At 65.9% G+C, this 25,521-nt stretch carries 21 protein-coding genes, 1 pseudogene and 1 CRISPR repeat array; of the genes and pseudogenes, 21 read left to right on the top strand and 1 reads right to left on the bottom strand.

Annotated elements, in window-relative coordinates; translation table 11 throughout:
• The first annotated feature begins 1 nt into the window (after position 1).
• The 3 genes from MNOD_RS02795 (at position 2) to MNOD_RS42605 (ending at position 2,478) form a co-directional block, all read left to right on the top strand.
• Entirely contained in the window at positions 2-538 is a 537-nt protein-coding gene (locus tag MNOD_RS02795) for a phage tail assembly protein (protein ID WP_015927324.1), read from the top strand.
• A 531-nt stretch (positions 539-1,069) separates the two neighbouring features.
• Positions 1,070-1,420 (top strand): hypothetical protein, encoded by a 351-nt coding sequence (locus MNOD_RS02790; protein ID WP_015927323.1) that lies wholly within the window; start codon positions 1,070-1,072, stop codon positions 1,418-1,420.
• Between the two features lie 170 nt (positions 1,421-1,590).
• Positions 1,591-2,478 (top strand): BRO-N domain-containing protein, encoded by an 888-nt coding sequence (locus tag MNOD_RS42605; RefSeq protein WP_015927322.1) that lies wholly within the window; start codon positions 1,591-1,593, stop codon positions 2,476-2,478.
• A 7-nt stretch (positions 2,479-2,485) separates the two neighbouring features.
• On the opposite strand, the gene MNOD_RS45995 is transcribed toward MNOD_RS42605, so the two are convergent.
• The gene (locus tag MNOD_RS45995) at positions 2,486-2,917 is read right to left on the bottom strand and encodes a hypothetical protein (protein ID WP_015927321.1); all 432 of its coding nucleotides are present in this window, start codon (positions 2,915-2,917) and stop codon (positions 2,486-2,488) included.
• Between the two features lie 111 nt (positions 2,918-3,028).
• Here MNOD_RS45995 and MNOD_RS48715 point away from each other — a divergent pair, with 111 nt between their 5' ends.
• The 18 genes and pseudogenes from MNOD_RS48715 (at position 3,029) to MNOD_RS45985 (ending at position 25,385) form a co-directional block, all read left to right on the top strand.
• Complete coding sequence (locus MNOD_RS48715) at positions 3,029-7,660, top strand: phage tail tape measure protein (RefSeq protein ID WP_015927320.1); 4,632 nt, start codon at positions 3,029-3,031, stop codon at positions 7,658-7,660.
• An 18-nt stretch (positions 7,661-7,678) separates the two neighbouring features.
• Positions 7,679-8,116 carry a phage tail protein gene (locus MNOD_RS02775; protein ID WP_015927319.1) on the top strand — a complete coding sequence of 146 codons (438 nt, stop codon included), beginning with the start codon at positions 7,679-7,681 and terminating at the stop codon, positions 8,114-8,116.
• 4 nt (positions 8,117-8,120) lie between these two features.
• Entirely contained in the window at positions 8,121-8,348 is a 228-nt protein-coding gene (locus tag MNOD_RS02770; RefSeq protein ID WP_015927318.1) for a tail protein X, read from the top strand.
• Positions 8,349-8,360: 12 nt separating this feature from the next.
• Entirely contained in the window at positions 8,361-9,389 is a 1,029-nt protein-coding gene (locus MNOD_RS02765; protein ID WP_015927317.1) for a phage late control D family protein, read from the top strand.
• A gap of 29 nt (positions 9,390-9,418) precedes the next feature.
• Complete coding sequence (locus MNOD_RS41205) at positions 9,419-10,150, top strand: hypothetical protein (protein ID WP_015927316.1); 732 nt, start codon at positions 9,419-9,421, stop codon at positions 10,148-10,150.
• 9 nt (positions 10,151-10,159) lie between these two features.
• A complete protein-coding gene (locus MNOD_RS02755; RefSeq protein ID WP_015927315.1) occupies positions 10,160-12,514 on the top strand; it encodes a hypothetical protein in 2,355 nt (784 codons plus the stop codon).
• 94 nt (positions 12,515-12,608) lie between these two features.
• On the top strand, positions 12,609-12,833 hold the full coding sequence (locus MNOD_RS02750; protein ID WP_015927314.1) for a hypothetical protein: 225 nt from the start codon (positions 12,609-12,611) through the stop codon (positions 12,831-12,833).
• A 164-nt stretch (positions 12,834-12,997) separates the two neighbouring features.
• Positions 12,998-13,756 carry a lysozyme family protein gene (locus MNOD_RS02745; protein ID WP_015927313.1) on the top strand — a complete coding sequence of 253 codons (759 nt, stop codon included), beginning with the start codon at positions 12,998-13,000 and terminating at the stop codon, positions 13,754-13,756.
• Positions 13,757-13,806: 50 nt separating this feature from the next.
• Positions 13,807-14,001, top strand: a complete 195-nt coding sequence (locus tag MNOD_RS02740) for a hypothetical protein (protein WP_015927312.1) — start codon at positions 13,807-13,809, stop codon at positions 13,999-14,001.
• Between the two features lie 171 nt (positions 14,002-14,172).
• A complete protein-coding gene (locus tag MNOD_RS02735) occupies positions 14,173-14,580 on the top strand; it encodes a hypothetical protein (RefSeq protein ID WP_015927311.1) in 408 nt (135 codons plus the stop codon).
• A complete protein-coding gene (locus tag MNOD_RS02730; protein ID WP_015927310.1) occupies positions 14,577-14,846 on the top strand; it encodes a hypothetical protein in 270 nt (89 codons plus the stop codon). The genes MNOD_RS02735 and MNOD_RS02730 overlap by 4 nt, the downstream gene beginning before the upstream one ends.
• A 708-nt stretch (positions 14,847-15,554) precedes the next feature.
• Complete coding sequence (locus MNOD_RS02725) at positions 15,555-15,815, top strand: hypothetical protein (RefSeq protein ID WP_244424649.1); 261 nt, start codon at positions 15,555-15,557, stop codon at positions 15,813-15,815.
• Between the two features lie 332 nt (positions 15,816-16,147).
• Positions 16,148-17,542 carry a type V CRISPR-associated protein Cas12b gene (cas12b, locus tag MNOD_RS49860; protein ID WP_015927308.1) on the top strand — a complete coding sequence of 465 codons (1,395 nt, stop codon included), beginning with the start codon at positions 16,148-16,150 and terminating at the stop codon, positions 17,540-17,542.
• Positions 17,543-17,579: 37 nt separating this feature from the next.
• Positions 17,580-19,556, top strand: a complete 1,977-nt coding sequence (gene cas12b / locus MNOD_RS49855) for a type V CRISPR-associated protein Cas12b (RefSeq protein ID WP_015927307.1) — start codon at positions 17,580-17,582, stop codon at positions 19,554-19,556.
• Between the two features lie 279 nt (positions 19,557-19,835).
• A CRISPR array of direct repeats spans positions 19,836-20,365; the repeat unit is 36 nt; unit sequence GTCGCAGTGGGCGCCAGATCCTGAGCGCGTTGGCAC.
• 560 nt (positions 20,366-20,925) lie between these two features.
• Positions 20,926-21,441, top strand: a complete 516-nt coding sequence (locus tag MNOD_RS02710) for a LexA family protein (protein WP_015927306.1) — start codon at positions 20,926-20,928, stop codon at positions 21,439-21,441.
• Positions 21,389-21,640 (top strand): annotated as a pseudogene (locus MNOD_RS42600) (Y-family DNA polymerase); the annotation flags it as partial. The gene MNOD_RS02710 and the pseudogene MNOD_RS42600, both read left to right, overlap by 53 nt.
• A 36-nt stretch (positions 21,641-21,676) precedes the next feature.
• Positions 21,677-22,957: an IS66-like element ISMno4 family transposase gene (locus MNOD_RS02700; RefSeq protein WP_015927305.1), complete on the top strand. Its 1,281-nt coding sequence runs from the start codon at positions 21,677-21,679 to the stop codon at positions 22,955-22,957.
• 133 nt (positions 22,958-23,090) lie between these two features.
• Positions 23,091-25,385, top strand: coding sequence for a beta strand repeat-containing protein (locus MNOD_RS45985; protein WP_015927304.1), 2,295 nt, complete (start codon positions 23,091-23,093; stop codon positions 25,383-25,385).
• The last annotated feature ends 136 nt before the right edge of the window (positions 25,386-25,521 follow it).

Raw genomic sequence — 25,521 nt, 5'->3', positions numbered from 1 at the left:
CATGCTCAGCTTCAGTCAGCTCGTGACCAACTTCGAGCCGGCCGGCAAGGCCGCGCCGGAAGCCCCACAGGCCGCTCCGGCGCCCGCCGGGGCCAAAACCCCGCGCCGCCGCAAATCTCCGCCGACGGCAGCCCCAAGTGCAGCCCAGGCCGCCCCTGCGCCCGAGGCGCCCCCGCCGCCCGAACCTCCGGTCTTCGTCGGTGGCAAACCGCGATCGGCGGCGTTCCCGCTCGATTTCCCGGTCCAGTTCCAGGGGCGCGTCTACGACACGGTCGTGATGCGCCGCCCGACCGCCCGCGAGGTTGCCGAATTCTACGACGCACTCGCGGAGACGGGGTTCAAGGGCTTCCCTATCTTCTACACGCCCGAAGGGGACCGCATCCCCTTCGAGGTGATCGAGAATCTGGACCCCGACGACGACGACCGGATCATGGAGCGGCTGATGGATTTTTTGCCGCGCCGGATGCTGCCGCACACGGAGACCCCCAACAGCGTGTCGACCCCCGCCAGTGGCGAGACTACCGCGCCGACATCTTGAGAGTGATCGGGGGCACCCGAGCAGAACTCGACGCGCTGCCGTGGGACGATTTCATTCGCGAGTGGCGGTGCGCGCAGCGGTTGGCGACCGGATGACGACGAGAAAACCCCAGCTACTAGCGAGGGCTATGGAGTTCGATCATGGCGCAATGCGGACCTGATGTCGGAATCTCCGACGTCAGGTCGTTCGCTAACGGCCTAAGTTCAACTTAGGGCGTCGGTTTTCAATTCGTACCCTTATGCGCCCCGCCCATCGCCGGACCGGCGTTCAGTGCCTGCTCGACGAGCCGCCGGATAGCTTCGGAGCGGGATGGCCTGTCCGGCTGCAGCTCTCGCCATGCATCAATTGTCGCGAGAAGGGACGGGGGCGCGCGAAAGCCTACGAGCGGATCGCGGCCAGTCGCCGGCCTGCCACGCCTTTTCGGTTCAACCGGAATTGACATCAGCATGCTTTAAGGTTTAACCTAAAATCAGGCCGGGCGGAAGCGGCTACTTCCGACCCGGCCCTAACCCGCAGACGAGGGATAGCTCGATGCCACAGGCTTCCGGGGACGATAGCACGCGCCCAACCGCCATGCATCCGCGCCGCCGCTTGGCGCGTCGCCGTCTGATCGAGGACACGATTGAGACCCTGATCGCCTATCTGGACGAGGCCGACGGCGACCCCGACCTGGAGGACGAGGGCGACGACGAGCCCTCCCTCGGCTCCCCGGAGCGCACGGCGGAGTTCGGGGTGACCGTCATCGACGGCGACCGCTACCACATCCTCAGCACGTCGCAGATCCACTGGGGGGATGGCGGCACGATGGACCGCGAGGTGGAGGACGAGCACGACGAGCCGGACGGCGACGAGTTCGACGACGACGGCTTGGACGAACGCTGAAGCCAGTCGCAGCTCCTCGACATCTCCAGCTGCGGCCACCCCCCTTCTGACAGTTCCGCCGCGACCTTGGCGGAGGGCGCGACATCCGAGCTTCACGGGCTCCGGTGTCGCTTCATGCGACCCCTGATGCGCTCCGGGCTTGGTCGGCCGGAGCCCGTGGAGACCAGTTCATGAACGCGTTGCAGACCTTTGATTTCGAGAGCCAAGCGGTCCGCTCCTTCGAGCGGGACGGGCAGGTCTGGTTCGTGGCGGCGGACGTGTGTCGGGCGCTCGGCTTGACGAACTCGCGAATGGCGCTTCAGGCGCTCGATGACGACGAGAAGGGTGTAAGTTCAATTTACACCCCCGGCGGCAGACAGGAGATGGCCATCATCTCGGAACCCGGCCTCTACACCATCATCCTCCGCTGCCGCGAGGCGACAAAGCCCGGCTCCCTCCCGCACCGATTCCGCAAGTGGGTCACGGGTGAGGTCCTGCCGGCGCTGCGCAAGACAGGGCGATACAGCATGCGGGCCGGGGAGGGAGAGGCGTCCACCTTCGACTATGAGCGCATCGGCGCTATGGCCCGGCTGGTGAGTGAGGCGCGCCACGTCTACGGCCGCGAAGCGGCGCGCGCCCTGTGGGAGCGCCTGCCGCTGCCGCAGGTGCCGAACCCCGCGGCGCGGATGATGTACGAAGGACGCGAGAACGATGGGCCTGGCTGCCTCGCCCATCTGATGTGCCGCGCCGCCGGGAACGGACAGAGCCTTCGGACCGTGATCGAGGCGGCGTGGCGGGATGGCCCGAAGCGCTCCTGGTTGTTCGAGCGCGGAATCAAGGTAGTGCTCGATGCGCGGGATCGGCGCGGCGACCACATCGCGATCGCCGACAGACACCCCTTCCTGCAGCAGGTCTTCGCCGAGACCTGCTGGGCCGACGATTGGTTCCTGCCGCTCCTCAGCGTCGAGGGTGCCAAGGCGAGCCGGCGGCCGATGGAGTTCGGGCACGGCGTCGAGGAGAAGTCGCTCGGGCGGGTCCGGGCGGTGCTGATTCCGAAGCTTCAGGTGCAGTTGGGGTAGGGGGCGCTCAACGCTCCCGCCCTCGCGGCCGATACATCTCGATCAGCGGTGAGTAGACCGTAAGAAGCGGCATCGATCCTGAAGGCGTATCAAGCATATCCTTTACGACGCTGGTGGGCTCGATCTCCACATCGACCACGCATGCCGCATTGCTGATGTTCGCGGTACCTTTGTAATCTCCGGTTAGCCGCTCAGCGATACTAAGTGGAGTCTTCGCCCCCAGTGCACTCCCCTCAAGTCGGATAATTTGTCCGCCGATGGGAACAATACAGATGAGGCGCCCCCTTGGCACATCAATGCAGTGAATATTTTGGACTAAAGTCTTCTGATGCAGATATGATCTTGGATTGTCTATCAATTTTCTAGGAGTTACAATTTGTACCGTTGGCGCGCCAGTGCCGATCTCGGCAAGCGCCAGCAGGACAAGCCCAGAGAGCATGTGTTTGTCCTCCTCCAGCCTGGATGGCTGCAGGAGTCTTGTCGTCTCATCTGCTGTATCGCAAGCGGGAATCTCGTCTCCGCGCCTCTTGTCCTAAAGGTATGAATATTGATGGTGAGCAAGACAGCCTCTCTCATCATCCGCCTGACCGACGACGTTAGCGGACCGGCCGGGAAGGCGGCGCAGGCGCTCAAAGGGCTCAGCACGGCCGGCGACGGACTCTCGCGCTTGAAGAACGCGGCGTCCGGGCTCGATCAACTCGGCGCCAAGATGCGGCAGGCCAAGATCGAGGTGGAGCGGGCGGGGAAGGAACTTGCGGCGGCCGAGAAGCGCGTCGCGTTCTTCCGGGCGAGCAGGGAGCGGGGCTCGCACAACTATCCGGCCTTCGAGGCCTCGGGCCTCGTCGCAGAGGCCGAGGCGCGCCTGAAGGCAGCCAAGCGCGCGCATGCGGCGGCCGAACGCCAGATGGCGGCGACGCGCGCGATCTTCGTCGATCAGAAGCGGACGGTGGCGAGCCTGACCGCCAGCTTGTCGGCAGCGAGCGGCGGGCTCAAGGACCTGCGCTCGGCCGAGACGAACGTCGCGGGCGCGGCCGCACAGACGACCGGCGCACTCTCACGCCAGACGGGCGTCCTCTCGTCCGTTGCCGGCGGCGCGCGCACGGCTGCCCGCGCCTACCGCGACCTCGCCGCCGGCATGAGCGAGGCGGGGCGCAAGGCGCTCGCCACCGTCGAGGCGAATCGGCGCCTCGTTGAGGGTATGAGCGCCCCGGCGCGCGCTGCCGCGGCTGCGGCCGAGGCCCATCGCAAGGCGGCCATGCAGGGTCGCGCCGACCGGGCCGCGTCCCGACGCGAGGCGCTGGAGACCATCGGCGCGGGCGCAGGCTTGATCGCGGCACACCGGGGGAAGGCCATCGGTCTCCAGGCCGTGCAGTCGGCCGCGTCGATGGACTATGCGACGCGCTACCAGCACGTCGCCACCGACGTGAGCGAGGAGGATCAGCGCCGCCTGCTCATCCCGCAGGCCAAGCGGATCGGCCAGGAGACCAAGTTCTCGAACGAGGACATCGTCCACGCCCAGACCGCCACCATGCAGGGCCTGCCCTTCAAGGACCCTGCGCTCAAGGCGCGAGTGGGCGAGGCACTGGTGGATCAGGCGCGGCACTACGCCGTGATCATGCAGTCCGACATGACGCGCGCGTCGGAGGGCATCCGGTCGTTCCTCCAGAACACGAACAAGGACATCTCGACGCCCGAGAAATCCCTCGCGGAGGCGCAGCGGGGCACGAATCTGATCGTCAAGATGGCGAAGCTCGGCGGCATGTCCGACGAGGATGCCCAGCAGTTCATCAAGTTCGGCTTCCCGACCGGCACTCAGGCCGGGCTCTCGGACGTCACGCTCGCCGCCCTCGGCGCGAGCGGACGCCGCGCCGGCCTGCGCGGCGATGAGCTTGGCGTCTTCGCTCGGGCGATGGCCTCAAAGCTGGTCGCGCCGACCTCGAAGGGGCTCGATGCCCTGACGGCCGCGGGCATCCACTACAACCGGTACACGACCATGCCGGGCGGTCTGAACGTCGACAATCTGGAGGCGTTCAGCAAGCGGCGGTTCGGAAAGGGGTTCACCGAAGACCAGCGCACGCGCCTCGCCGACCTGCTGGAAAACTCCGAGGTCGTCGGCGAGCGCGATGAGTTCACCAAGCAGGTCTCGGCCATCGTCGCGGAGGGGTTCGGCAAGGGCAAGAGTGGCAAGACCAAAGCGCAGGACGTGCAGAAGATCGCCAAGATGGTCGGCGACTTCCATAAACTGTCCGTGGAGAGCGTCGATACGGAAGGATTGCTGCGCGCGATCTTCAGCAATCCGAAGATGACGGCCGCTCTGCTCAACGCCTTCTTTACGGACAAGCATGGCGGCAAGGCCGGCATGATTGCGCCGAAGATGGCGCAGTTCAATCAGGACGTCGAGGAGCTGAAGAAGATCGGCGAGGATCCGCTGTTCGCAGAGAGGAAGTCGAAATACATGACGCAGGGCCTCGGCGGCTCGATCGACAACCTGAAGGGGTCGTTCGAGACGATGGTCCTCAGCATCGGACAGGCGAATGAGGGCCTGATCCGCTTCGCGGCGGACGGCCTGGCGAAGGGCACGGACCTGTTCTCGAACCTGTCGCAGACGCAGCAGCAGATCCTCTCGCTGGTGGGCGGCGGCGCGGCGGTGGCGGGCGGCGTCTGGGGTACGGCGACGCTGATGAAGAACCTGCTCGGCTTTGGCGCCAGCGCGCAGGCGCTCACCGGGTCCGCGGGTCTGCTCTCGAAATCCGCCCTTGAGCTGAGCGCGGCCGCGGCGACGCTCGGCGGCAAGGGCGTCCTGCCGGAGGTCGCCAAGACTGCCGCCCCGGTTGCGGCGGGCGCGGCTGGCGTCACGGCCGGCGCGATTGCAGGAGCCGTGGCGGCCGGCGTCGGAACCGCCGCGCTGGTCTATGCGGCCGGCGGCCGGTATCAGCCGGAAGAAGTCGTGCGGATGCGCGACGAGCTGTCCGAGCTGAACAAGCGGCTCGAGCGGCAGAACGAGAGCGTCTACCGCCAGCAGTCTCAGGGCGATGACGCGACGGCCGAGATCGCGCGCCGCGACGCCACCCTGGCCCGCATCAAGGAGCTGACCGCCGCCCTGGAAAAGGCGGCGACGGCGCAGGGGACAGAGACCAAGGGCGAGGAGGGTCCGCGCGCCGGGCTCAAGCTGAGCGAGGCGGCCCGCGAGGCGCTCGATGCGCGCAAGGCGGGCGCCGCGGTCCAAGCGCCTCCAGAGACCGTGTCGGCACCGGCCCCGTCGGTCCGCCCGCCGGAGGTCTCCGGAGTGACGGACGCAGCTACCAAGGCCGGCGGCGAGGCCCCCAAGCCCGCCGAGGGCGCGTCGCAGGCGGCTCCGGCCGCCGCGCCCGTGATGGCGCCGACTGTGCGTGCGCCAGCTCCCCCTGCGCGTCCGCCCGAACTTGGCCAAGCCCCCGCACCGCTCCCGCCCGCGCGCTCGCCGGAGATGGGCTTGCCGCCGGACCACGCCGCGGCAATCCAGGCCGCCACGTCCGCGCTCGCGACCTACCGCGCGGAGCTCGCCGGGATCGAGCGCCAGCTCGCCGGCCTGCAGGCCTCGGGCGAGGCGGCGTTCTCGCCCGACCTGTCGGGCCTGGAGGCGCGGAAGGCCGAGGTCGAGGCGACCATCCGCGGCCTGGAGGCCAAGCTCCAGGCGATCAAGCCGGCGTCGACCGATATGGCGCCGCCGGACTTCGCCGCCGCGATCAAGGCCGCCGAGAAGGCCGGGGCGGACGCGGGCGAGGGGATCACCGACGGCATCCGCGCGCAGATCCCCGCGGCCGGCCGGGCCGGCACGGAAGCCGGGCAGAACGCGGGCCAGGGTGTCGCGAAGGGGATCGAGCAGGAAGGCCCCAAGGCCGTCGACAAGGCCAAGACCCTGTGGGAGCGGATCAAGGATGTGTTCGCCGAGGGGGTGAACATCCCGATCAACTTCGAGGGCGGCAGCGGCGCGGCGGCGATCACCAAGGCGAGCTATGTCTCGCTGCCGGGCGGGGCGGGGGCGGACTTGGGCCGCCCCCGCAGCCGCCTCGGCAGCATCGCGCACCGCGGGGGAGCATCTGCGGGCGCTCCCGGACCCGCGGTCTCGCCGCAGGCGGAGTTCGGGCCGGGGGTCGACGCCGCGCGCCTGCCGGCCGGCATGCGCAACAACAACCCGGGCAACATCAAGTTCACCCGGGTCGGCGCATTCGGCACGGTGATCGGCCCCTCGCGCAACACCGATCAGGGTGACCCTCAGGCGGTGTTTGCCAACGCCGAAGACGGCATGCGGGCGCTGGTCGATCTCGCCCGGCGCAAGTGGGAGGGCGGGCGCCAGACGGTCGCCGATCTCATCGCGCGCCGTGGCGGCTGGACGCCGGGCAACCATCAGGCGGCGGCGAACATCGCCCGGGGCGCCGGGGTTGGGCTGCATGAGCGCATCGACCTGTCGGACGATGCCGTGATGCAGCGGTTCGTGCGCGCCCTCATCACGCAGGAGCACGGGCCGGCGGGCCGGCTCTATTCCGACGAGTTGATCCGCAAAGCGCTCAGGCCGCGCGAGGCGCCGGCGGCGCAAGCGGCGGCGAAGGCCCCGGAGCGCCCCGCGATCCCCGGCATGATGCCGGGGGCCGAGCGGGTCAATCCGGGTTACGGCAAGCCGCTGCACCAGGGCGGGACCGGCCTCTCGCGCTACTCCGACGAGGATCTGCGGCGGATGCGCGAGCGCCAGGATGCGTTGGATCGGATCAAGGCGACCGGCGAGGGCATCACGCCCGAGCAGGCCGAGGCCGCCCGGCGTCGGATCCAGGAGCGCTATACCCCACGCCCGGCCTCGCCGGAGGCCACCCCAGGTCTCACCCGGCCCGCGCCCGGCGTCACGCCGTCCGGCGTGCCGGCGATCACGCCCAAGGCCGATCCCAATGGCCTCGACGCGCTCGGGACCAAGGCGGACGGCGCCAAGGACAAGCTGGCGGCGCTAAGCGGCGTCAGCATCAGCCCGCAGGTCTCGACGGGCAACCTGGATGCCCTGATCGCGAAGGCGAACCAAGCCCTGGCGGCGCTCCAGCGCATCCCGGGGGCGGTCGCCTCCGCGAACGCCTCGATCGCGAGCGTCAGCCCCGCCGGGGCCGGCGGCGGCTCGACCGGCAAGGTGCGCGACGCGCTCAGTGACAACTTCGCATAACGAGAGCGGGAGGGCTCGGTGCAGTATTCCGTGGGCGTACTGACTTTCGACACCTTCCCGTTCTCGGTTACGGGGGCCGAGCGCGAGGATGGCGAGGACTACGCCAAGCACGACCTGCTCAACCGCCGCCGGGGGTATGAGCACGAGGGACCCGCCGACGACGTGCTCACGCTGTCGGGCGAGTTCCTGCCCTTTCACATCGGCGGCATGTCCGAGCTGGAACTGGCGCGAGATCTCAAGAACAGCGGCTCGCCGCAGTATGTCATGCGAGGCGACGGCTATGCCCTCGGTTGGTACGTCATCACGTCCATCAAGGACAGCCATGCCGACGCGATTGCCCCGGACGGCGTCGCCTACAAGGTCAAGTACGAGATCAAGCTGGAGCGCGTGGACGACCCGGGCGAGGACGCGGGCGCTGGCCTGATCGCCTCCCTCGTCGCATCCCTGTTCGGGTGAGCCGATGCCCCTAACCGTCATCGTGCAGGACCGGTATGCCGTGCTGGACCTGCTGCTCTGGCGCGCCTACGGCCGCGCCGGCAACACCGCAGCCATGCTCTCGGCAGCCCTCAAGCTCAACCCGGGCCTCGCTGCGCTGGGGCCGGAGATCCCGCTCTTGACCCGCGTGATCCTGCCCGACCTGCCAACAACCAAGCCCACGACCCGCAAGGTCGTCAGCCTGTTCGACTAGCCAGGATCCGTCATGTCGCTCGCAACGTCGTGGCGCGTTCTCGTCAATGGGCTCGACGCTTCCGACCGCATGAACCCGTATATCGAGAGCATCGAGACCACGGACAACGCGGGCGGCAAGTCCGACAGCGCGAGCATCGTCTTCGACGATACGGACGGGCAGGTGAAGCTCCCGACCAAGGGAGACCCGGTCGAGATCGAGTTGGAGGGGGTCTCGGTCTTCAAGGGCGTGGTCGACAGCGCCGAGAGCAGCGCCGCCCGCGGCTCGGGCATGCAGCTCACCGTGAGCTGCAAGAGCGTCGACAAGCGGGGCAAGGTCAAGGAGCGCCTGCACAAGCACAAGGACGACGCGACCCTGGAAGATTTCCTCAAGGACGCCGCGAAGGCGGCGGGCCTGAAGGACGTCAAGGTCGACAAGAGCTTCGCGTCGATCAAGCGCCCGTACTGGTCGACGGACGGCAGGACCTTTCTTCAGCTTGGGCAGGAGCTGGCGGAGGAGCTGGGCGCAACATTCAAAATCCAGGGCGACACGGCCGTGTTCGCGAAGCGCGGGCAGGGCGGCACGCCCGGCGGCGGTACGATGCCGACCGTCCGGGCTATCCGCCGCCAGAACCTCGTCAGCTGGCGGATCACGCCCAAGGAGACGCGCCCGCGCTACGCCAAGGCCAGGGTGCGTTGGTACGACCGCAAGGAAGCCAAGTGGAAGCAGGAAGACGTCGAGATCGGCAACGCGCCCGGCGCGCCCGAGGTGCTCGACCTGCCGGCGGCCCCGCGCGCGACCCAGGACCACGCCAAGGACGCCGGCAAGGGCCGCAAGACGGAATCCGAGCGCGAGGGTGGCTCGGGCGAAGTCACGCTGCTGCTCGCCGTCGAGGCCCGCGCCGAGGGCACCTGCGAGGTCATCGGCACGCGGCCCGGAGTCGACGGCAGCTACCGGATCGAGAGCGTCACCCACAAGGTCAGCCGGTCCGGCGCCGAGACCACGCTGAGCATCAAGCAGCCGCAAGGGTCGGCCGGCAGCGACGACCGCTCGGCCGAATAGTCCCCCGACACACCTGCAGGATCGGACGCATGGCGACCATGCTTTACACCGTGCTCGCCGCGTCGGGCGGCTGGGTCGCCGGCCAGGAGGTCGCGATCGGCTCCCAGATCGCGCTGACCGACGTGGAGGCGCGCTACGAGCTCGACCTCGGCACCATCGCGCCGACCGGCCAGGAGCCGCCGCAGCCGCCCCCGCCGCCGGCCTTGCTCGACGGGGACCTGATCGAGACGCGGCGCGGGTCGCTCGACCGGGCTATCGTGATCGCGGCCCTGGAGGTGTTTCTGACCCGCGTCGGCGGCGGGATCGCGCAGTACGTTGACGCGCGCGACGCCGCGCTCGTGGCCAGCCTCTCGGCCCAAGGCGCCACGCTCGCCGGGCTGCGGGCTGCCCTCGTCGGCACCGCCGACGCACAGCACGACACCCTCGGCAAGCTGCAGACGGCGCTCGCGGGCCTGTCCGCCACCCTGGCGGACAAGGCGGCGGCGAGCGAACTCGCTGCGCTCGACGCGCGCACGAACCATCTCGACAACACCTCGGACGCGACCAAGGCCCAGCCCGGCAATCCGATCGGGGACGCCATCGCGGCGGCCGCCCTCAAGGGGCGATTGCTCGCCAAGACGACAGCGCCGGCGCTCGGCGACCTCGCGGACGGGCAGTGGTCACTCATCTGCGACACCTCGACGACGCCCCCGACCTTCGTACTCGCCGCTCGGGTCGGCGGTGCGCTCTCGACTTTCGTGCTCAACCCGCCCGCTGCCTGAGATCCCCCCATGCGAAACCTCTCCCGTGCGGTCTGGCTCGCGGCCGCGGTGGCCGTCCTCGCGGCGCCTGCTGTGTCCCTCGACCTGCGCCGCTATATCAACTCTGGAGGCGAGCCACCGCTAACGGGCGCTTACGCGCTCGGGCCAGGCGAGTTGGTGATCAACTCGACCGACAAGAAGCTGTTCTTTCGCGCGACCGATAACACGCTCGGCGTCGCGACCCTGCTCAACGCCAGCGTGGCCGGTAAGAAAGCTGTCGAGCAGGGCGATGCAGGCGACCTCGTCGTCACGCCGAGCGGCAGCGGGTCGGCGCAGGCTGTCAAGGATCTGTTCTCGGCCGTGCCGGTCATCAGCGGGGGCGCCGTCTCGCTGCTCAACGGCCCGACGCTCGGGACGTGGCAGGCCGGAAAATTCACTGTCACGCCGGACCGCCTCCAGGCCAGCGCTGCGACCCGCGCCTCGAACCCTTACGCCGGCCCCTATCCGTCGTGGGTGCAGGGGATCGGGCTCGGCAACGGCCCTTACTCCGGCTTTTATGACATCAAGCCGCTGGCAACCGCGACGCTCTACGCGCCGGATGGATCGGTGGCGTTGACCAATCGGCACACCTATGGCTCGCTCAACACCTCGGGCACGCTGACCGTCTCGGCGAATGTCGATAGGCCCGGCTGCGTCGCGGGCTTCACGCACCCCGGGCAGGCGAGCGCATACGACGAGCTTGGTGCCTACGCGCTCTGTACGCAGATCGACAGCGTGCCGCTGATGGCCGCGGTCGCCGGCACGTTCACGGCGACCACCTTCGTTCCCACGACGCCGATCACGCTTAGCGATACCGTTTATCTCGGCGTGGGAATGTGGATCCGCACGAATGACACGCCGGCCCGCTACAACGGGCAGATCGAATCCTGGACGACGAACGGAAATGGACAGGTCACAAGCATCACGGTTAGCCAATGGACGCAGCGCGGCGGCTCGGCCGGAACGCCGGCCGGAACGATGGCGTTCATTAACCCGCAGGATAAACTTTGGAATAGATTAGAGACCACCTTCCTCAACGCAATCAAGGTCACCGGCACGACGGTCTCCGACTCGAAGACGGTCTCGGTCAGCAGCACCGACGGCCTCTATCCGGGCGGTCAGCTTGTGGCCGGGCCTGGTATCCAGCCGAACACTGTCATCACCGACGTCAACTACACCGGCAATACGATCACCCTGGAAAAGGCGGCGACCGCTTCGGGGACCGTGACCCTGGTCATCTCGGCTGGCACCGAGTTCGGCAAGGGCGTCGGCGTCGAAGGTGATATCTTCAATGCCGGCCCTCCCTTTATTCCCACCGAGATCTCCGGCGGCACGGGCAATGTGACCGCGAGCAGCCGCACCATCACGGGCGTCACGAACATCTCGGTATGGCGCTCGGGCATCATGGTCTATGGGGTGGGCATTCCGGCCGGCAACCTCGTGACGGCCGTCGATACGGCCAACTCGACCCTGACGCTCAAGTATCCGGCGACAGCATCGGGAACTGGCGTCGCACTCAAAGCGAAGCATCAGCTCGACGAGGGCGGCACCTTTGCCGACTGCGTCGGGGTCACGAACAACATCAATACTTGCTACCTCAATCGTGGATCGGTCTCTTACGGCTTCGTGTCGATGGGGGCGGGCGAGGCGTCGTTCTTGGTGCAGCCGGATCTCTTTGCCGGGATCCCGAAGTACGGCTACCAGGTCAACGGCACGTACAACGGCATGCCTTCGATTGCCGCCTTTGCCGTGACCAGCGACGGCACGACCCTTTGGAAGGTCGACGGCGCCGGTAATGAGACCGTTCAGAGCGTGACCGCGCAGAGCGTGACGGCGGCCGGGGCGGTCTCGGGCGCCAGCCTCGCGGCGACCGGCGCGGTGTCGGGGGCGAGCGCCAGCATTGCCGGGGCGGTCTCAGCCGGGAGCGTCAGTGCTACGGGCGCGCTCTCCGGCGCCAGCGCCGACGTGACCGGCACCTACAAGGTCGGCGGCACGACGGTCCTCGATAATGCGGCCTGGACGGCGTATGTGCCCACCGTGTCCTGCGTAACGACCGGCTCCCTGACCGTGGGCACGGTGACGGCCCGCTACAAGCGCATCGGCAAGACGGTGTCCGTGACCGTCAAGGCGCAGTTGACCGCCAATACCTGCGCGGACGGCATCAACGTCACCGTGCCGGTCCCCGTCGCGGCCGACGCGCCCTTGTACGGGCGCGACATCGGCACGGGCGTCCTGCTGGCCGGACTGGCTGCGGCCGGCGGCGGTGTGGCGTTCGTGCATCGCTACGACGGCGGCGCGCCTTCGGCCGGCGGCGTCTTATTCAGCCTGACTTACGAAACGCCCTGACCCCGACACGCCTGCCGCGGCCTGTCCGATGCCGGACGGGCTGCGCCTTCTCCGACGCCGCCTCCGGGCGGCTTTTTGCTGCCCGGAGGCTCGCATGCCCATGCTGCTCCTGACCGTCGTCCTGGTCTGCCCGGTCGAGCTGGCGATCCAGGACTGCACCCGCAATACGGCGCTCGATGTCATCCCGCGCCCGTGCAGCTCGGCGATCCCCTCGGCCTGCTTGGCCGAGGGCGAGGCGCTGGTCGCTTCCGGCGCGATGCGCGACTTCCTGCCCGCCGGGACCCGCCCGCGCTTCCTGGCCGAGCGGCGCCGGGACTGATCGCGCCGTCCCGTGGCCCCTGTCCGCCGTGATGGCCGCCGCGCTGCTGTGCGGCGGTCCGCAGCCTCACGCCTGCGCGGGGGCGCTCTCCTTTCGATTGGCCCGGCCTCACGCGCCGGGCGTCCCGGATCCCGATTCCTTTTTCCCGCACCGTGAGGGTCATCATGGACCGCTCCATCTCCCCGGGCGCCGCGATCGTGCTCGACTTCATCGGGCAGACCGAGGCGCCCAACGGCTACGGCACGATCTACGCCAACGGCCAGGCGAAGCTCGGCATCGACATCACCACGTGGACGCTCGATCAGGTCGAGGCCGAGCAGCCTGCCTGGACCAGGCGCTTCGGATCGAGCGCCTGCGGCCGCTACCAGTTCATGCGCGACACCCTCGACAAGCCCGGCACGATCCAGGACATCGAGGGCGAGATGGGGTTGACCGGCCGCGAACTGTTCTCCCCCGACCTCCAGGACCGGATGGCGATGCACCTGCTGCGTCGCCGCGGCTGGGACAGCTTCATCGCCGGCCGGCTGACAATGGCCGGCTTCGCGCTCAGCCTCGCCAAGGAATGGGCGAGCCTGCCGGTCCTCGCGACCACCAAGGGCCGGAAGCGCACGGTCATGCGCGGCCAGAGCTACTATGCGGGCGACGGGCGCAACAGGGCGCTCGTCTCGGCCGACACGGTCGAGGCGATGCTGGCCCGAGCCCTCGCGGCCGAGCGATCAAATCCAGGTCAAAACTCGCCCGGCGGTAAGTCATTGCCGGATAAGGCTCCACCGCCTCTGGTGGCCGACGCCGACGTGTCCCCGTCAAAAGTCGCCCAGCCCGCCCCCTCCGGCGGGCTTTCTTCTGGCCCCACGCTGTCGACCGCTCCTGCGCCTACCGTGGCGCCCTGGTGGCGGCGTGCGCTCGCTTGGCTCTCGGCCTGACCCTTCCCGCGCGCCGCCGGGTTCCGCGGCGCATCCTCCGGAGATCTCCGATGACCAAGTTCCTGACCCCGGGCGTCGTCGCCGGCGCCCTGACCTTCGGCGCCGCGGTCGCCATGGCCGCAGGAAAGCCCGCCCTTGCCGCAATCCTGAACGACCCGGCGACGGCGAGCACCGCGACCAACATCCTCATCGGTGCCGGCGCTCTGCTCGCCGGTTATCTGCGGGGCGGGAAGAGGGCGGCCTGACATGGCCCGCCGCCTCGCCCTCGATCGATCGCGCAGTCTGCTCCCGCAGACCTGATCCCGGAGCCCGGGCCGCTTTCGCGCGGCCCGGCGCCTCCACCCGAGACCGCATCAAGTCGGGCCGCGAGCCTGATCGTCAGGGATCTCCTTGTCCATGAGCCCAGGTGCCGATCTGTGACACCCCTCGAACTGGCCGGTCTCCTCAAGGACTATGGTCCCTGGAGCCTTCTTGCGCTCACGCTCCTGGCCATGTCGTACCTGCAGCGACGCTACGATGCCGTGACCGAGAAGTACCAGAGCAACCTGGAGGCCCTGATCGGGAAACTCGCCGTCACGGTCGAGCGGAACAACGGCACGAATGCCGCCGTTACGGCAGCCTTGGAGAGCCGGACCGGCATCTTCGAGCGCCTGCATGAGGCGGTGGAGCAGGCCAAAGCCGAAACGCGCACCCTGATCACCGACCTGAAGAATCACGGGGTCATCAACGACCAGTGGACCAGGGAGAAGCTCGACATGACGGTAGGACGCATCGAGACGATCCTGGAGCACATTGACGAACTCCGGCGGGGGATGGGCCGGTGAACCCGTTCCGCTGGTTCTGGCCACAGCGCTGTGACGACCCCCTGATCGAGCCGTCCCAGGGTGCCCGCCTGCGGCTGGCTCTGGCCGAGCAGCGGCATCGGCGCTTGGCGTGCGATCTCATCCGGGTCGCTCTGGACGAGGTCGATCGCACGGCAGCCGAGCTGGGCACTCCGGTTGCGTTGAATCCAGCATGGCTGCAGCAGGCGGTCGCCGAGCTGAGGCGTCGCTACCAGGGAGCGCACGGCAGGCAGTCCGGGGGTGCCTGACCGTAACCGGCAACATGCCTCCGGCGCCCTCCTAGTCCGCCCTGTCCCGATGCTCTGAGCCCGCCCGGCCCCGCCGCGGCGGGCTTTTCGTCGTTTCTGACGTCGCGCTTGGATCCGGCCGCACCCATAGGTTATTTTTTCGCACTCTAGGCGTGAGTGGTGGCGCTCGCATTTCCTAAACCTCTAAACCTTGAAATCTCTAAATGCCTAATCTTAGATTATCAGCATATCCTAAGGTCATAATTGTACAACTTGCATGTTCGCTCATCGGCCATTCGGCAGCGGTCGGACGTGCGGACGGAGTCTGGAACCTGCTGGGCGCAATCAACCTTTTGATATAAAAAGATAATTTGTTTCTTCCGGGTTGACTGGATCCGGCGCCGGTTTTCCAGTGTTGCTTGCATGGGTTATATCGACACCACCCTATACTGTGCTAACGTTATGTCAGCGGCTCAACGGCAGGTGGTGCAGAGCCGGCCGATACGGCACCCACTGAGGCAACTCCTGCTGCGTCAGCGGGTGCAGAGGTCCGGATCCGCACCGCACCCCCTACTTGCTCTGGCCGTGCCGTTGCCCGTCCGGGTATTCGCACTGAGGTCGCCTTTTATTATGTCGATCGATCGCCGTCTCTTGGCGCGCGCTCGTGCGCCGTTGTCCGTGCAATACCGCTACTGCTGCCGCCGCCTAATTGAAGATGCCATCGAGGCCTTGATCACCTGCCTCGACGAGGCCGACGGCGACCCCGACCTGGAGGACGAGGGCGACGACGAGCCCTCCCTGGGCTCCCCGGAGCGCACGGCGGAGTTCGGGGTGACCGTCATCGACGGCGACCGCTACCACATCCTCAGCACGTCGCAGATCCGCTGGGGGGATGGCGGCACGATGGATTGCGAGGTGGAGGACGAGCACGACGAGGACGGTGGGGATGCCGAGCCGGATGGTGATGAGCACGACGACGGCTCGTCCTGATCCGTCCGGCGCGACCGCAGCAGCGGGCATGCGGGCTGCGCCACTTCGGGCGATGCTGACGAGTGCCCCGGATGGCGCATGTGATGGAGAGCCTCGGCGACCTATGGCCGATCGGGGCCCTCTCTGCGTTTCAGACACTCACTTGGGAGAATTCCTCGACCGCTGGCGAGCGTCAGATCGGCCTGTCTCGATGTTCGTGCCGGAGCCAAAGCCAGCAGTCGAGCCAGAGCCGATTATCGCGTGAGAGCACGGCATTCCCATTGCACTCTCGTTCGGCCTAGACAGCCAAGCTTGGACCCCCGATGGTGAGGGACAATCTGGTGCTCTGAGCCATGCCTGTTCGCTCGCTTAAACTGAAGATCGTCGTTCCTCGGCACCCGTCCGAGCTGGAGAAGGCCCAAGCGCTCTGGAGCACGCATCGTCTCGTCAATGAGGCGGTCAGTTTCTACGAGCAGAAGCTGCTGCTTCTTCGGGGCGAGACCTACAGCACGAGTGACGGCTCTGTGCCTCAAGACGAGGTCCGACGCCAGCTGCTCGAACAAGCCCGTGAGGCGCAGGCCCGGAACGGTGGGTCAGGCGGATCTGACGACGAGATTGTACGATTGTGCCGGTCCTTGTATGAGGCGATCGTTCTCGCCGACGACGCGAATGCCCAACTCGCGAACGCTTTTCTCGGCCCGCTGACGGATCCGAACAGCGCCGGCTTTCTGGAAGCTTTCAACAAGGTCGACAGGCCTGCTCCGAGCTGGCTCGATCAGGTGCCGGCATCGGATCCGATCGATCCTGCCGTTCTCGCGGAAGCGAATGCATGGCTCGACACCGATGCTGGTCGAGCGTGGCTCGTCGACACGGGAGCGCCTCCGCGGTGGCGCAGTCTCGCCGCCAAACAGGATCCGATCTGGCCGCGTGAGTTCGCTCGCAAGTTGGGCGAACTGAGGAAGGAGGCCGCCAGCGGCACCTCGGCGATCATCAAGGCCCTGAAGAGGGACTTCGGTGTTCTCCCGCTCTTTCAGCCGTCGCTCGCACCGCGCATCCTCGGGTCGAGGAGCAGCCTCACACCCTGGGATCGTCTCGCCTTCCGCCTTGCCGTCGGCCATCTCCTGTCCTGGGAGAGTTGGTGCACGCGAGCCCGGGACGAGCACACCGCTCGAGTCCAGCGGCTTGAGCAGTTCAGCTCCGCGCACCTGAAGGGTGATCTCGCGACCAAGGTCAGCACGCTGCGCGAGTATGAGCGCGCCCGCAAAGAGCAGATCGCGCAGCTCGGTCTACCGATGGGCGAGCGCGACTTCCTCATCACCGTCCGCATGACGCGGGGCTGGGACGACCTGCGCGAGAAGTGGCGCCGCAGCGGAGACAAGGGACAAGAGGCACTTCATGCCATCATCGCCACGGAACAGACGCGCAAGCGCGGGCGCTTCGGCGATCCGGATCTCTTCCGCTGGCTTGCTCGCCCTGAGAACCATCACGTCTGGGCGGACGGCCATGCTGATGCGGTCGGGGTTCTTGCGCGCGTCAATGCCATGGAGCGGCTGGTCGAGAGATCCCGCGACACGGCGCTGATGACGCTGCCCGATCCGGTTGCTCACCCCCGTTCAGCGCAGTGGGAAGCCGAAGGTGGGAGCAACCTCCGCAACTACCAACTCGAGGCCGTTGGGGGTGAGCTGCAGATCACTCTTCCGCTCCTGAAGGCTGCCGACGACGGCCGTTGCATCGACACCCCCCTATAAGTTCTCGCTGGCGCCGTCCGATCAGCTGCAGGGTGTCGTGCTCACGAAGCAGGACAAGCAGCAGAAGATCACCTACTGCACCAACATGAATGAGGTGTTCGAAGCCAAGCTTGGGAGCGCTGACCTTCTATTGAACTGGGACCATCTGCGTGGTCGCATTCGTGATCGCGTCGATGCTGGCGATATCGGTTCAGCGTTCCTCAAGCTGGCGCTCGACGTCGCTCACGTCTTACCGGACGGCGTTGACGATCAGCTTGCAAGGGCTGCCTTCCACTTCCAGTCGGCGAAGGGAGCCAAGAGCAAGCACGCTGACAGTGTCCAAGCCGGCCTTCGAGTCCTTTCCATCGACCTCGGAGTTCGCTCGTTCGCGACGTGCTCAGTGTTCGAGTTGAAGGATACGGCCCCAACCACCGGCGTCGCGTTTCCACTCGCCGAGTTCCGGCTGTGGGCGGTACACGAGAGGTCCTTCACGCTCGAGCTGCCGGGTGAGAACGTCGGGGCTGCTGGCCAACAGTGGCGGGCTCAGGCTGACGCCGAACTCCGTCAGCTCCGTGGTGGGCTGAACCGGCACCGCCAACTTCTACGAGCAGCGACCGTCCAGAAGGGGGAGCGAGACGCTTATCTCACCGACCTCCGCGAGGCCTGGTCGGCGAAGGAGCTATGGCCGTTCGAGGCCAGCCTGCTCTCTGAGTTGGAGCGGTGCTCGACCGTCGCTGATCCGCTCTGGCAGGACACCTGTAAACGGGCTGCTCGCCTGTATCGCACCGAGTTCGGCGCCGTCGTCTCCGAGTGGCGCAGCCGGACGCGATCCCGCGAAGACCGCAAGTACGCCGGCAAGTCGATGTGGTCGGTCCAGCACCTGACCGACGTCCGCCGTTTCCTTCAGAGCTGGTCCCTGGCGGGTCGGGCCTCGGGTGACATCCGCCGGCTCGATCGCGAACGAGGGGGTGTCTTCGCCAAGGACCTCCTGGATCACATCGACGCCCTGAAGGACGACAGGCTCAAGACGGGTGCTGACCTGATCGTCCAGGCGGCTCGAGGCTTCCAGCGCAACGAGTTCGGGTACTGGGTGCAGAAGCACGCCCCTTGTCACGTCATCCTGTTCGAGGATCTGAGCCGGTACCGCATGCGGACCGACCGCCCTCGTCGAGAGAACTCCCAGCTCATGCAGTGGGCCCATCGTGGCGTGCCCGACATGGTCGGCATGCAGGGCGAGATCTACGGGATCCAAGATCGACGGGATCCGGACAGCGCTCGCAAGCATGCGCGTCAGCCTCTTGCCGCATTCTGCCTCGATACCCCGGCTGCATTCTCGAGCCGCTATCACGCTTCCACGATGACGCCAGGGATTCGGTGTCATCCCCTGCGCAAGAGGGAATTCGAGGATCAAGGCTTCCTTGAGCTGCTCAAGCGAGAGAACGAGGGCCTCGATCTCAACGGCTACAAGCCGGGCGATCTCGTTCCTCTCCCCGGGGGAGAGGTGTTCGTCTGCCTGAACGCCAATGGCTTGTCCCGCATCCACGCCGACATCAACGCCGCCCAGAACCTGCAGAGGCGTTTCTGGACGCAGCACGGCGACGCGTTCCGCCTCCCATGCGGGAAGTCGGCGGTCCAAGGTCAGATCCGGTGGGCTCCCCTGAGCATGGGCAAGCGCCAAGCGGGCGCTCTCGGCGGGTTTGGGTATCTCGAGCCAACGGGACATGACAGCGGTTCATGTCAGTGGCGCAAAACGACTGAGGCAGAGTGGCGCCGCCTCTCTGGCGCACAGAAGGATCGTGATGAGGCGGCTGCAGCGGAGGATGAAGAGCTGCAGGGCCTTGAGGAGGAACTGCTCGAGCGGAGTGGCGAGCGCGTCGTCTTCTTCCGCGATCCGTCCGGTGTCGTGCTGCCGACCGATCTCTGGTTCCCGTCAGCGGCCTTCTGGTCGATCGTCCGCGCAAAAACGGTGGGGCGCTTGAGATCGCACTTGGACGCTCAGGCCGAAGCAAGCTATGCTGTTGCTGCTGGCCTATAGGGCCTGCGTTCGTCGGTTCGATGTGCCTCGGGGGTGGCCTAAGAGACCAGCTCCACCGGCCGAAACGATTTATCTGGATCTGGCTCTTTGACACTGCGGCTGCGCGAACCTCAAGCGCTCATGCATCTCCTCGAACGTTCGCGCTCGAGTGAGAGTCCGGATTTCGCTTGGGTTTCGGCTCTGGCCCGTTGTGCATCGGTTGGACCTCGCGCTCATTGCAGGGAGGTTCGCACGGACAGGCGGGAAACCGCTTGTCGGCCAGGCATGTGCGTGCCCGCCGTCGCAGTGGGCGCCAGATCCTGAGCGCGTTGGCACAGGATCCGGCGGACCTTGCCCAACTCGGCCTGGACGTCGCAGTGGGCGCCAGATCCTGAGCGCGTTGGCACTTGGCCACGCCCGAGTAGACACGCGTGAAGGTCAGGTCGCAGTGGGCGCCAGATCCTGAGCGCGTTGGCACCAGAACAATCTGGCCTCCAACAGCCAGAACTATGTCGCAGTGGGCGCCAGATCCTGAGCGCGTTGGCACATGGCGGGTCTCCTACCCGGTGCCGGCGGGGCCAAGTCGCAGTGGGCGCCAGATCCTGAGCGCGTTGGCACAGTTGTGTAGCCGTGCAGATCCAGGGTCGCCGGAAGTCGCAGTGGGCGCCAGATCCTGAGCGCGTTGGCACTGGTGCATCGCGGCCGTCGATGTGGACACGGGGGGTCGCAGTGGGCGCCAGATCCTGATCGCGTTGGCACACGATCTGTTCTCGGTCCATCGGACCGCGGGAATGGTCTCAACGGGCGCCAGTTCCTGAGCTCGTTGGCACTGCATGCGCTCCTCGAGGCGGAGGATCCGATCGCGTCGCAACGGATCCCAGATCCTGATCTCGCTGGCAGGTGCCCTGGTAGATGACGACTCGCGCTCGTTGCAGGGAGGCTCGCGCAGACGAGCGGGAAACTGCTTGTCAGGCAATCGCCTGTGCTGGGTCCGCTGGATTCTGTGTTCGTTGGCACGGGGGAGCCGTGGGAATGCCTACTGCCTGGATGGGGTCGCACCAAGTGCTGGTTCCTGAAGACGTGTGCGGCCATCGCAGTAGATGTAGGGAGGTTCGCGCGAACAGGCGGGAAGCCAATTGTCGGCCAGGCATGTGCGTGCACGCGGTCGCAGTAGGCGCCAGATCCTGACGACGTTGGCACGGTTCCCCACGGCTCCGTCGAACTCAGGCCGGCGGGTCGCACTGAGTGCTCGTCAGCCATTCTCATCCGGCCATGGCAGGTCCCGCCCGCCCTCACGGGCTATCCCCGCTCTCCACAACGCCGATGCCGTCACCTTGACCCGGAACCGCCGGCCTGTTTGTTCTCTTTTCGTTCTAACGCGGAGGGCAGCGTGAGTCTCTACCGGGTCGGCGAGCAGGCAGCAGACTGGAGTGGGCTGGTGCGCATCCCGTTCATGCGCACCACCCTCTGCGCCGGCTTCCCGTCCTCGGCCGAGGACTTCACCGAGGGCGCCCTCGAGCTCCCGCGCTGGCTCGCCCCCAACCCCGCCGCGACCTTCATCTGGCGCGTCCGCGGCTGGTGCATGAAGGGCGCCGGCATCCATGACCAGGACCTCGCCGTCGTCGACCGCTCCCTCCACCCCAGCCCCGGCGCTGTCGTCGTTGCGATTGTGAACGGCGAGATGAGCCTCAAGCGCCTCGTGCTCGACGGCAACCGCCTCGCGCTCACCTTCGACAACCCGGAGATGCCCGCCTTCGGCCTGGAGGATCTGGAGGAGTGCCAGATCTGGGGCGTGCTGCTGTTCTCGGTGCGCTGGCACCACGTCCGGCCGAGCCCCCTGCGATGGCCGCGCCATCGCGCTGGTCGACGGCAACAGCTTCTACTGCTCCTGCGCGAGGGTGTTTGACCCGCGCCTCACGGGCGTGCCGGGGATCGTGCTGAGCAACAACGGTGGCTGCGCCATTGCCCGTACCAGCGAGGCCAAGGCGCTCGGGATCAAGATGGGCGCGCCCTACTTCATGATCCGCGACCTCTGCCGACGCGAGAAGGTGCGGGTGTTCTCCTCGAATTACACGCTCTATGGGGACATGAGCGCCCGCGCCAACGTTGCAGGGATCGGATTTCGCTGATTCCCTCGTGGGATGAGCCGCCGCGAGCTTGAGCGCCTGAGCAAGGAGGAGCTGATCGAGCTGGTGCTGCGGCTGCAGCGCCCAGAGAAGACCTCGCGCACCTCCTCCAAGCCGCCCTCCACCGATCGCAAGGAGCGGCGCGAGCAGGCCAGACCCGGCGGCGCCAAGCCCGGCCACGAAGGCCACAGCCGGGTGATCAGCGGGGATCCCGATGCGGTCGTCGAGCATCGTCCGGATCGCTGCTCGTGCTGTGGCGGCGCTCTGCACGGTGATCTTCCCGCCGAGGTCGTCAGCGTCGCCGAGCAGGTCGAGTTGCCCGAGGTGACGCCGATCGTCACCCAGCATCAGCGGCTCGCGGTTCTCTGCCCGTCGTGCGGGGCTCACGTCGTCGCTCCGGTGCCTTCGGCCGCGCGCGGCACTCCGTTCGGCCCGCGGCTGCACGCGGTGGCGACCTACCTCAAGACCTTCCAGGCGCTCTCGTATGAGCGGCTGCAGGCGGCGCTGTCGGATTTGTTCGGGCTCACGCTCAGCCAGGGCGGGCTGATGAACATGCTCCGCCGCGCACAGGGCTACTTCCGTCCTGGCCGCGAGGCGGCCGTGTCGGCGCTGCGCCGGGCCGCGGTCGTCGCCTCCGACGAGACGGGCGTCCGGATCGAGGGCTGCACCGCCTACCATTGGGTGTTCCGCTCAGCCGAGGCGGTGGTCCATCACGCCTCCCCGACGCGCGGCGCCGTCGTGGTGCACGAGATGATGGACGGCCATCGGCCCGTGGTGTGGATCTCTGATCGCTACACCGCCCAACAAGGCCACGCGGCCAAACATCAGACCTGCCTGGCGCATCTGGCCCGTGACGTCGCCTATGCGGTCGAGGTCAGCGACGACCCGGGGCCACTTCGCCTGCAGCTCTGGCTGCAGGCGGTGTTCGCGCTGGCCGAGCGCGTCACCGACTTGGCGGCCTCGACGCTCTCGGCCAAGCGCCGGGCGCTGGAGCGGCGGCTGTCGGAGATCCTGTCCGCCCCGAGCCGCTGCGATCTGACCCGCGATCTGCAGGCCAAGATCGGCCGCGCCCGCGATCAGCTCCTGGTCTTCCTCGATCATCCCGGCACAGTCGAGATTACCAACAACGGCTGCGAGCGCCTGCTGCGCCCGGCTGTCGTGCAGCGCAAGGTCACCAACGGCTACCGTGCGAGGTGGGCGGCCAACGGAGAGGCCGATCTCCGCACCGTCGTCGACACAGCCCGCCTCACCGGCGCCAGGCCGTTCGCCACCATCCTCCAGACCATCGGCGCCTGAATCCGCCATCACAGGCGTGGGTAATTACGTAGTTTACGCTTGATTGCAGTCACAAAGTGTCCCAATCTGCGCGGCGCTAGCTGCGCTAAGGTAAATAGCATTGTATAGTGGCCTGTGTGTATTGGAGAGCAATATGCCGTCTGGCGGACAAAACGATGATGTTTTTGATGGCAATCCAGGAGTATCCGATAATTTCGATGGAAGCGGGGGAAGTGACACTATTAGTTACATAACCTCGCCTCGCGGCGTCTCGATCAACCTGGCGGCTGGGGCAACCTTCGACGGGGTCACATTCGACTTTCTGAGCAGCATCGAGAACGCTGTCGGCTCTGACTTCAATGACACGCTTCAGGGCGACGCCGGCTCCAACCGCTTGGACGGGAGCGGGGGTAACGACACCGTCAGCTATGCGAGTTCGACCCGGGGCGTCTCGATCAACCTGGCGGCTGGGGCAACCTTCGACGGGGTCACGTTCGACTTCCTGAGCAGCATCGAGAACGCTGCCGGCTCTGACTTCAATGACACGCTTCAGGGCGACGCCGGCTCGAACCGCCTGGACGGCGGCGCAGGCGACGACACCGTCAGCTATGCCGCATCAAATCGCGCAGTCACGATCGACCTCGCCGCTCAAGCCACTTACGACGGCGTGGTTGGCGATGTTCTGGCGAGCATCGAAAATGCCATTGGCTCACAGTTCGATGATAGCATCCAAGGTGGATACGGGTCGAACCGGCTAGATGGTGGTGCAGGTAATGACACTGTATTCTACGCCGCTTCAACTCGTGCGATGACGATCAATCTCGCAACACAGATAGCGGATGACGGCATGTTCGTTGATACGCTTGTGTCAATTGAGAACGTGCAGGGCACAAATTTCAATGACGTCATAGTCGGGGACGCAGGAAACAATACGATCGACGGGGGTGCGGGCGGATCTGACACGCTTCAGGGAGGAGGCGGCAGCGATACAGTTAGCTATGGTCATGCGTCTCAGGGCGTCTCGATCAACCTGGCGGCTGGGGCAACCTTCGACGGGGTCACATTCGACCTCCTGAGCAGCATCGAGAACGCTGTCGGCTCTGACTTCAATGACACGCTTCAGGGCGACGCCGGCTCCAACCGCTTGGACGGGAGCGGGGGTAACGACACCGTCAGCTATGCGAGTTCGACCCGGGGCGTCTCGATCAACCTGGCGGCTGGGGCAGCCTTCGACGGGGTCACGTTCGACTTCCTGAGCAGCATCGAGAACGCTGTCGGCTCTGACTTCAATGACACGCTTCAGGGCGGCGTCGGCTCCAACCGCTTGGATGGCGGCGCAGGCGACGACACCGTCAACTATGCCGCATCAAATCACGCAATCACACTCGATCTCGCAAGTGAGTATGCGTACGACGGCAATTCATATGATACGCTTATATCCGTAGAGAACGTTGAAGGTACAGGCTTCAATGATTTGATCTACGGAGATTTCAAAAATAATGTCATTGATGGTGGTGCAGGTGGATCCGACACTATTTATGGGGGTGATGGTACTGATACAATCAGCTACAGTTCCGCCTCTCAAGGAGTTTCAGTCAACTTGGCAGCTGGCGCAACGTATGATGGTGTGACGTTTGACTTCCTCAATAGTATCGAAAATGTGGTGGGCTCCAAGTTTAACGATTCGCTCCAGGGTAATTCCGGGTCAAATTTATTCGACGGGGGTGCCGGTACTGACACTTTAAGCTATACCTCTTCAGCTCGGGAGCTGAATGTATACCTGGGCAGCAATTCGATAAGCGACGGAAATGCTACTGATTATTACAGTAATATCGAGAGTATAGTGGGGTCAGGTTTATATGATCGGTTCGTGGTCTCTGGCAGTGATTTTGGATCTGTTAAAAATATCGACGGTTCGGGCGGCCTAGATACGCTCGATCTCGCAGGTTCTAACATCACAACGATTTTGTATAACGGAATTAATGTCAATCTTGCATCGCATTACGTTTACGCAGATGTCTCCCAACCGAGAGTCCCGCAGCTAGGTTTCTCTATCTACAATGTCGAAAACGTAAATGGCAGCAACCTCTATGATTATATCGTTGGAGATGATGCGGATAATATAATCAACGGTGGAGGAGGAACCCCAATTTTCAGTAGACCAATTGGAAGGAGCGGAGACATTCTTACCGGAAACGGTGGAAATGACACATTCGTATTTGTGATGGGCCAGGCAAATGGTGATACAATAACAGACTTCCAAGGAAACGGACCATCCGCCGGAGATCGGCTTGAATTCCGAGGCTTTGGAACAGCGGAACAGGGCGCTACCCTAACGCAAATAAATGCAACTCAGTATAGCATAAACTCTGCAGATGGAAAAGTTCATGAAGTGATAAACTTAACTAATTCAGCAGTGATAAACTCATCAGACTACACCTTCGTATGATGATAAGTTGCGCGAGCATGAAGAATAAATGACACCGGCTTGCAGCCTCTCCGGCTGTGGGTGAAGCAAACAGAGGTGCTCGCGCCGGCTGGAGGACCGCCTGCGCGAGTATTCGGCGACCCATACCAAAGTTGAT

Origin of the sequence: Methylobacterium nodulans ORS 2060 (assembly GCF_000022085.1) — a bacterium.
Classification (GTDB): Bacteria; Pseudomonadota; Alphaproteobacteria; order Rhizobiales; family Beijerinckiaceae; genus Methylobacterium; species Methylobacterium nodulans.
The sequence above is the reverse complement of the archived record's forward strand: the minus strand, read 5'-3'. Positions and strand labels throughout refer to the sequence as shown.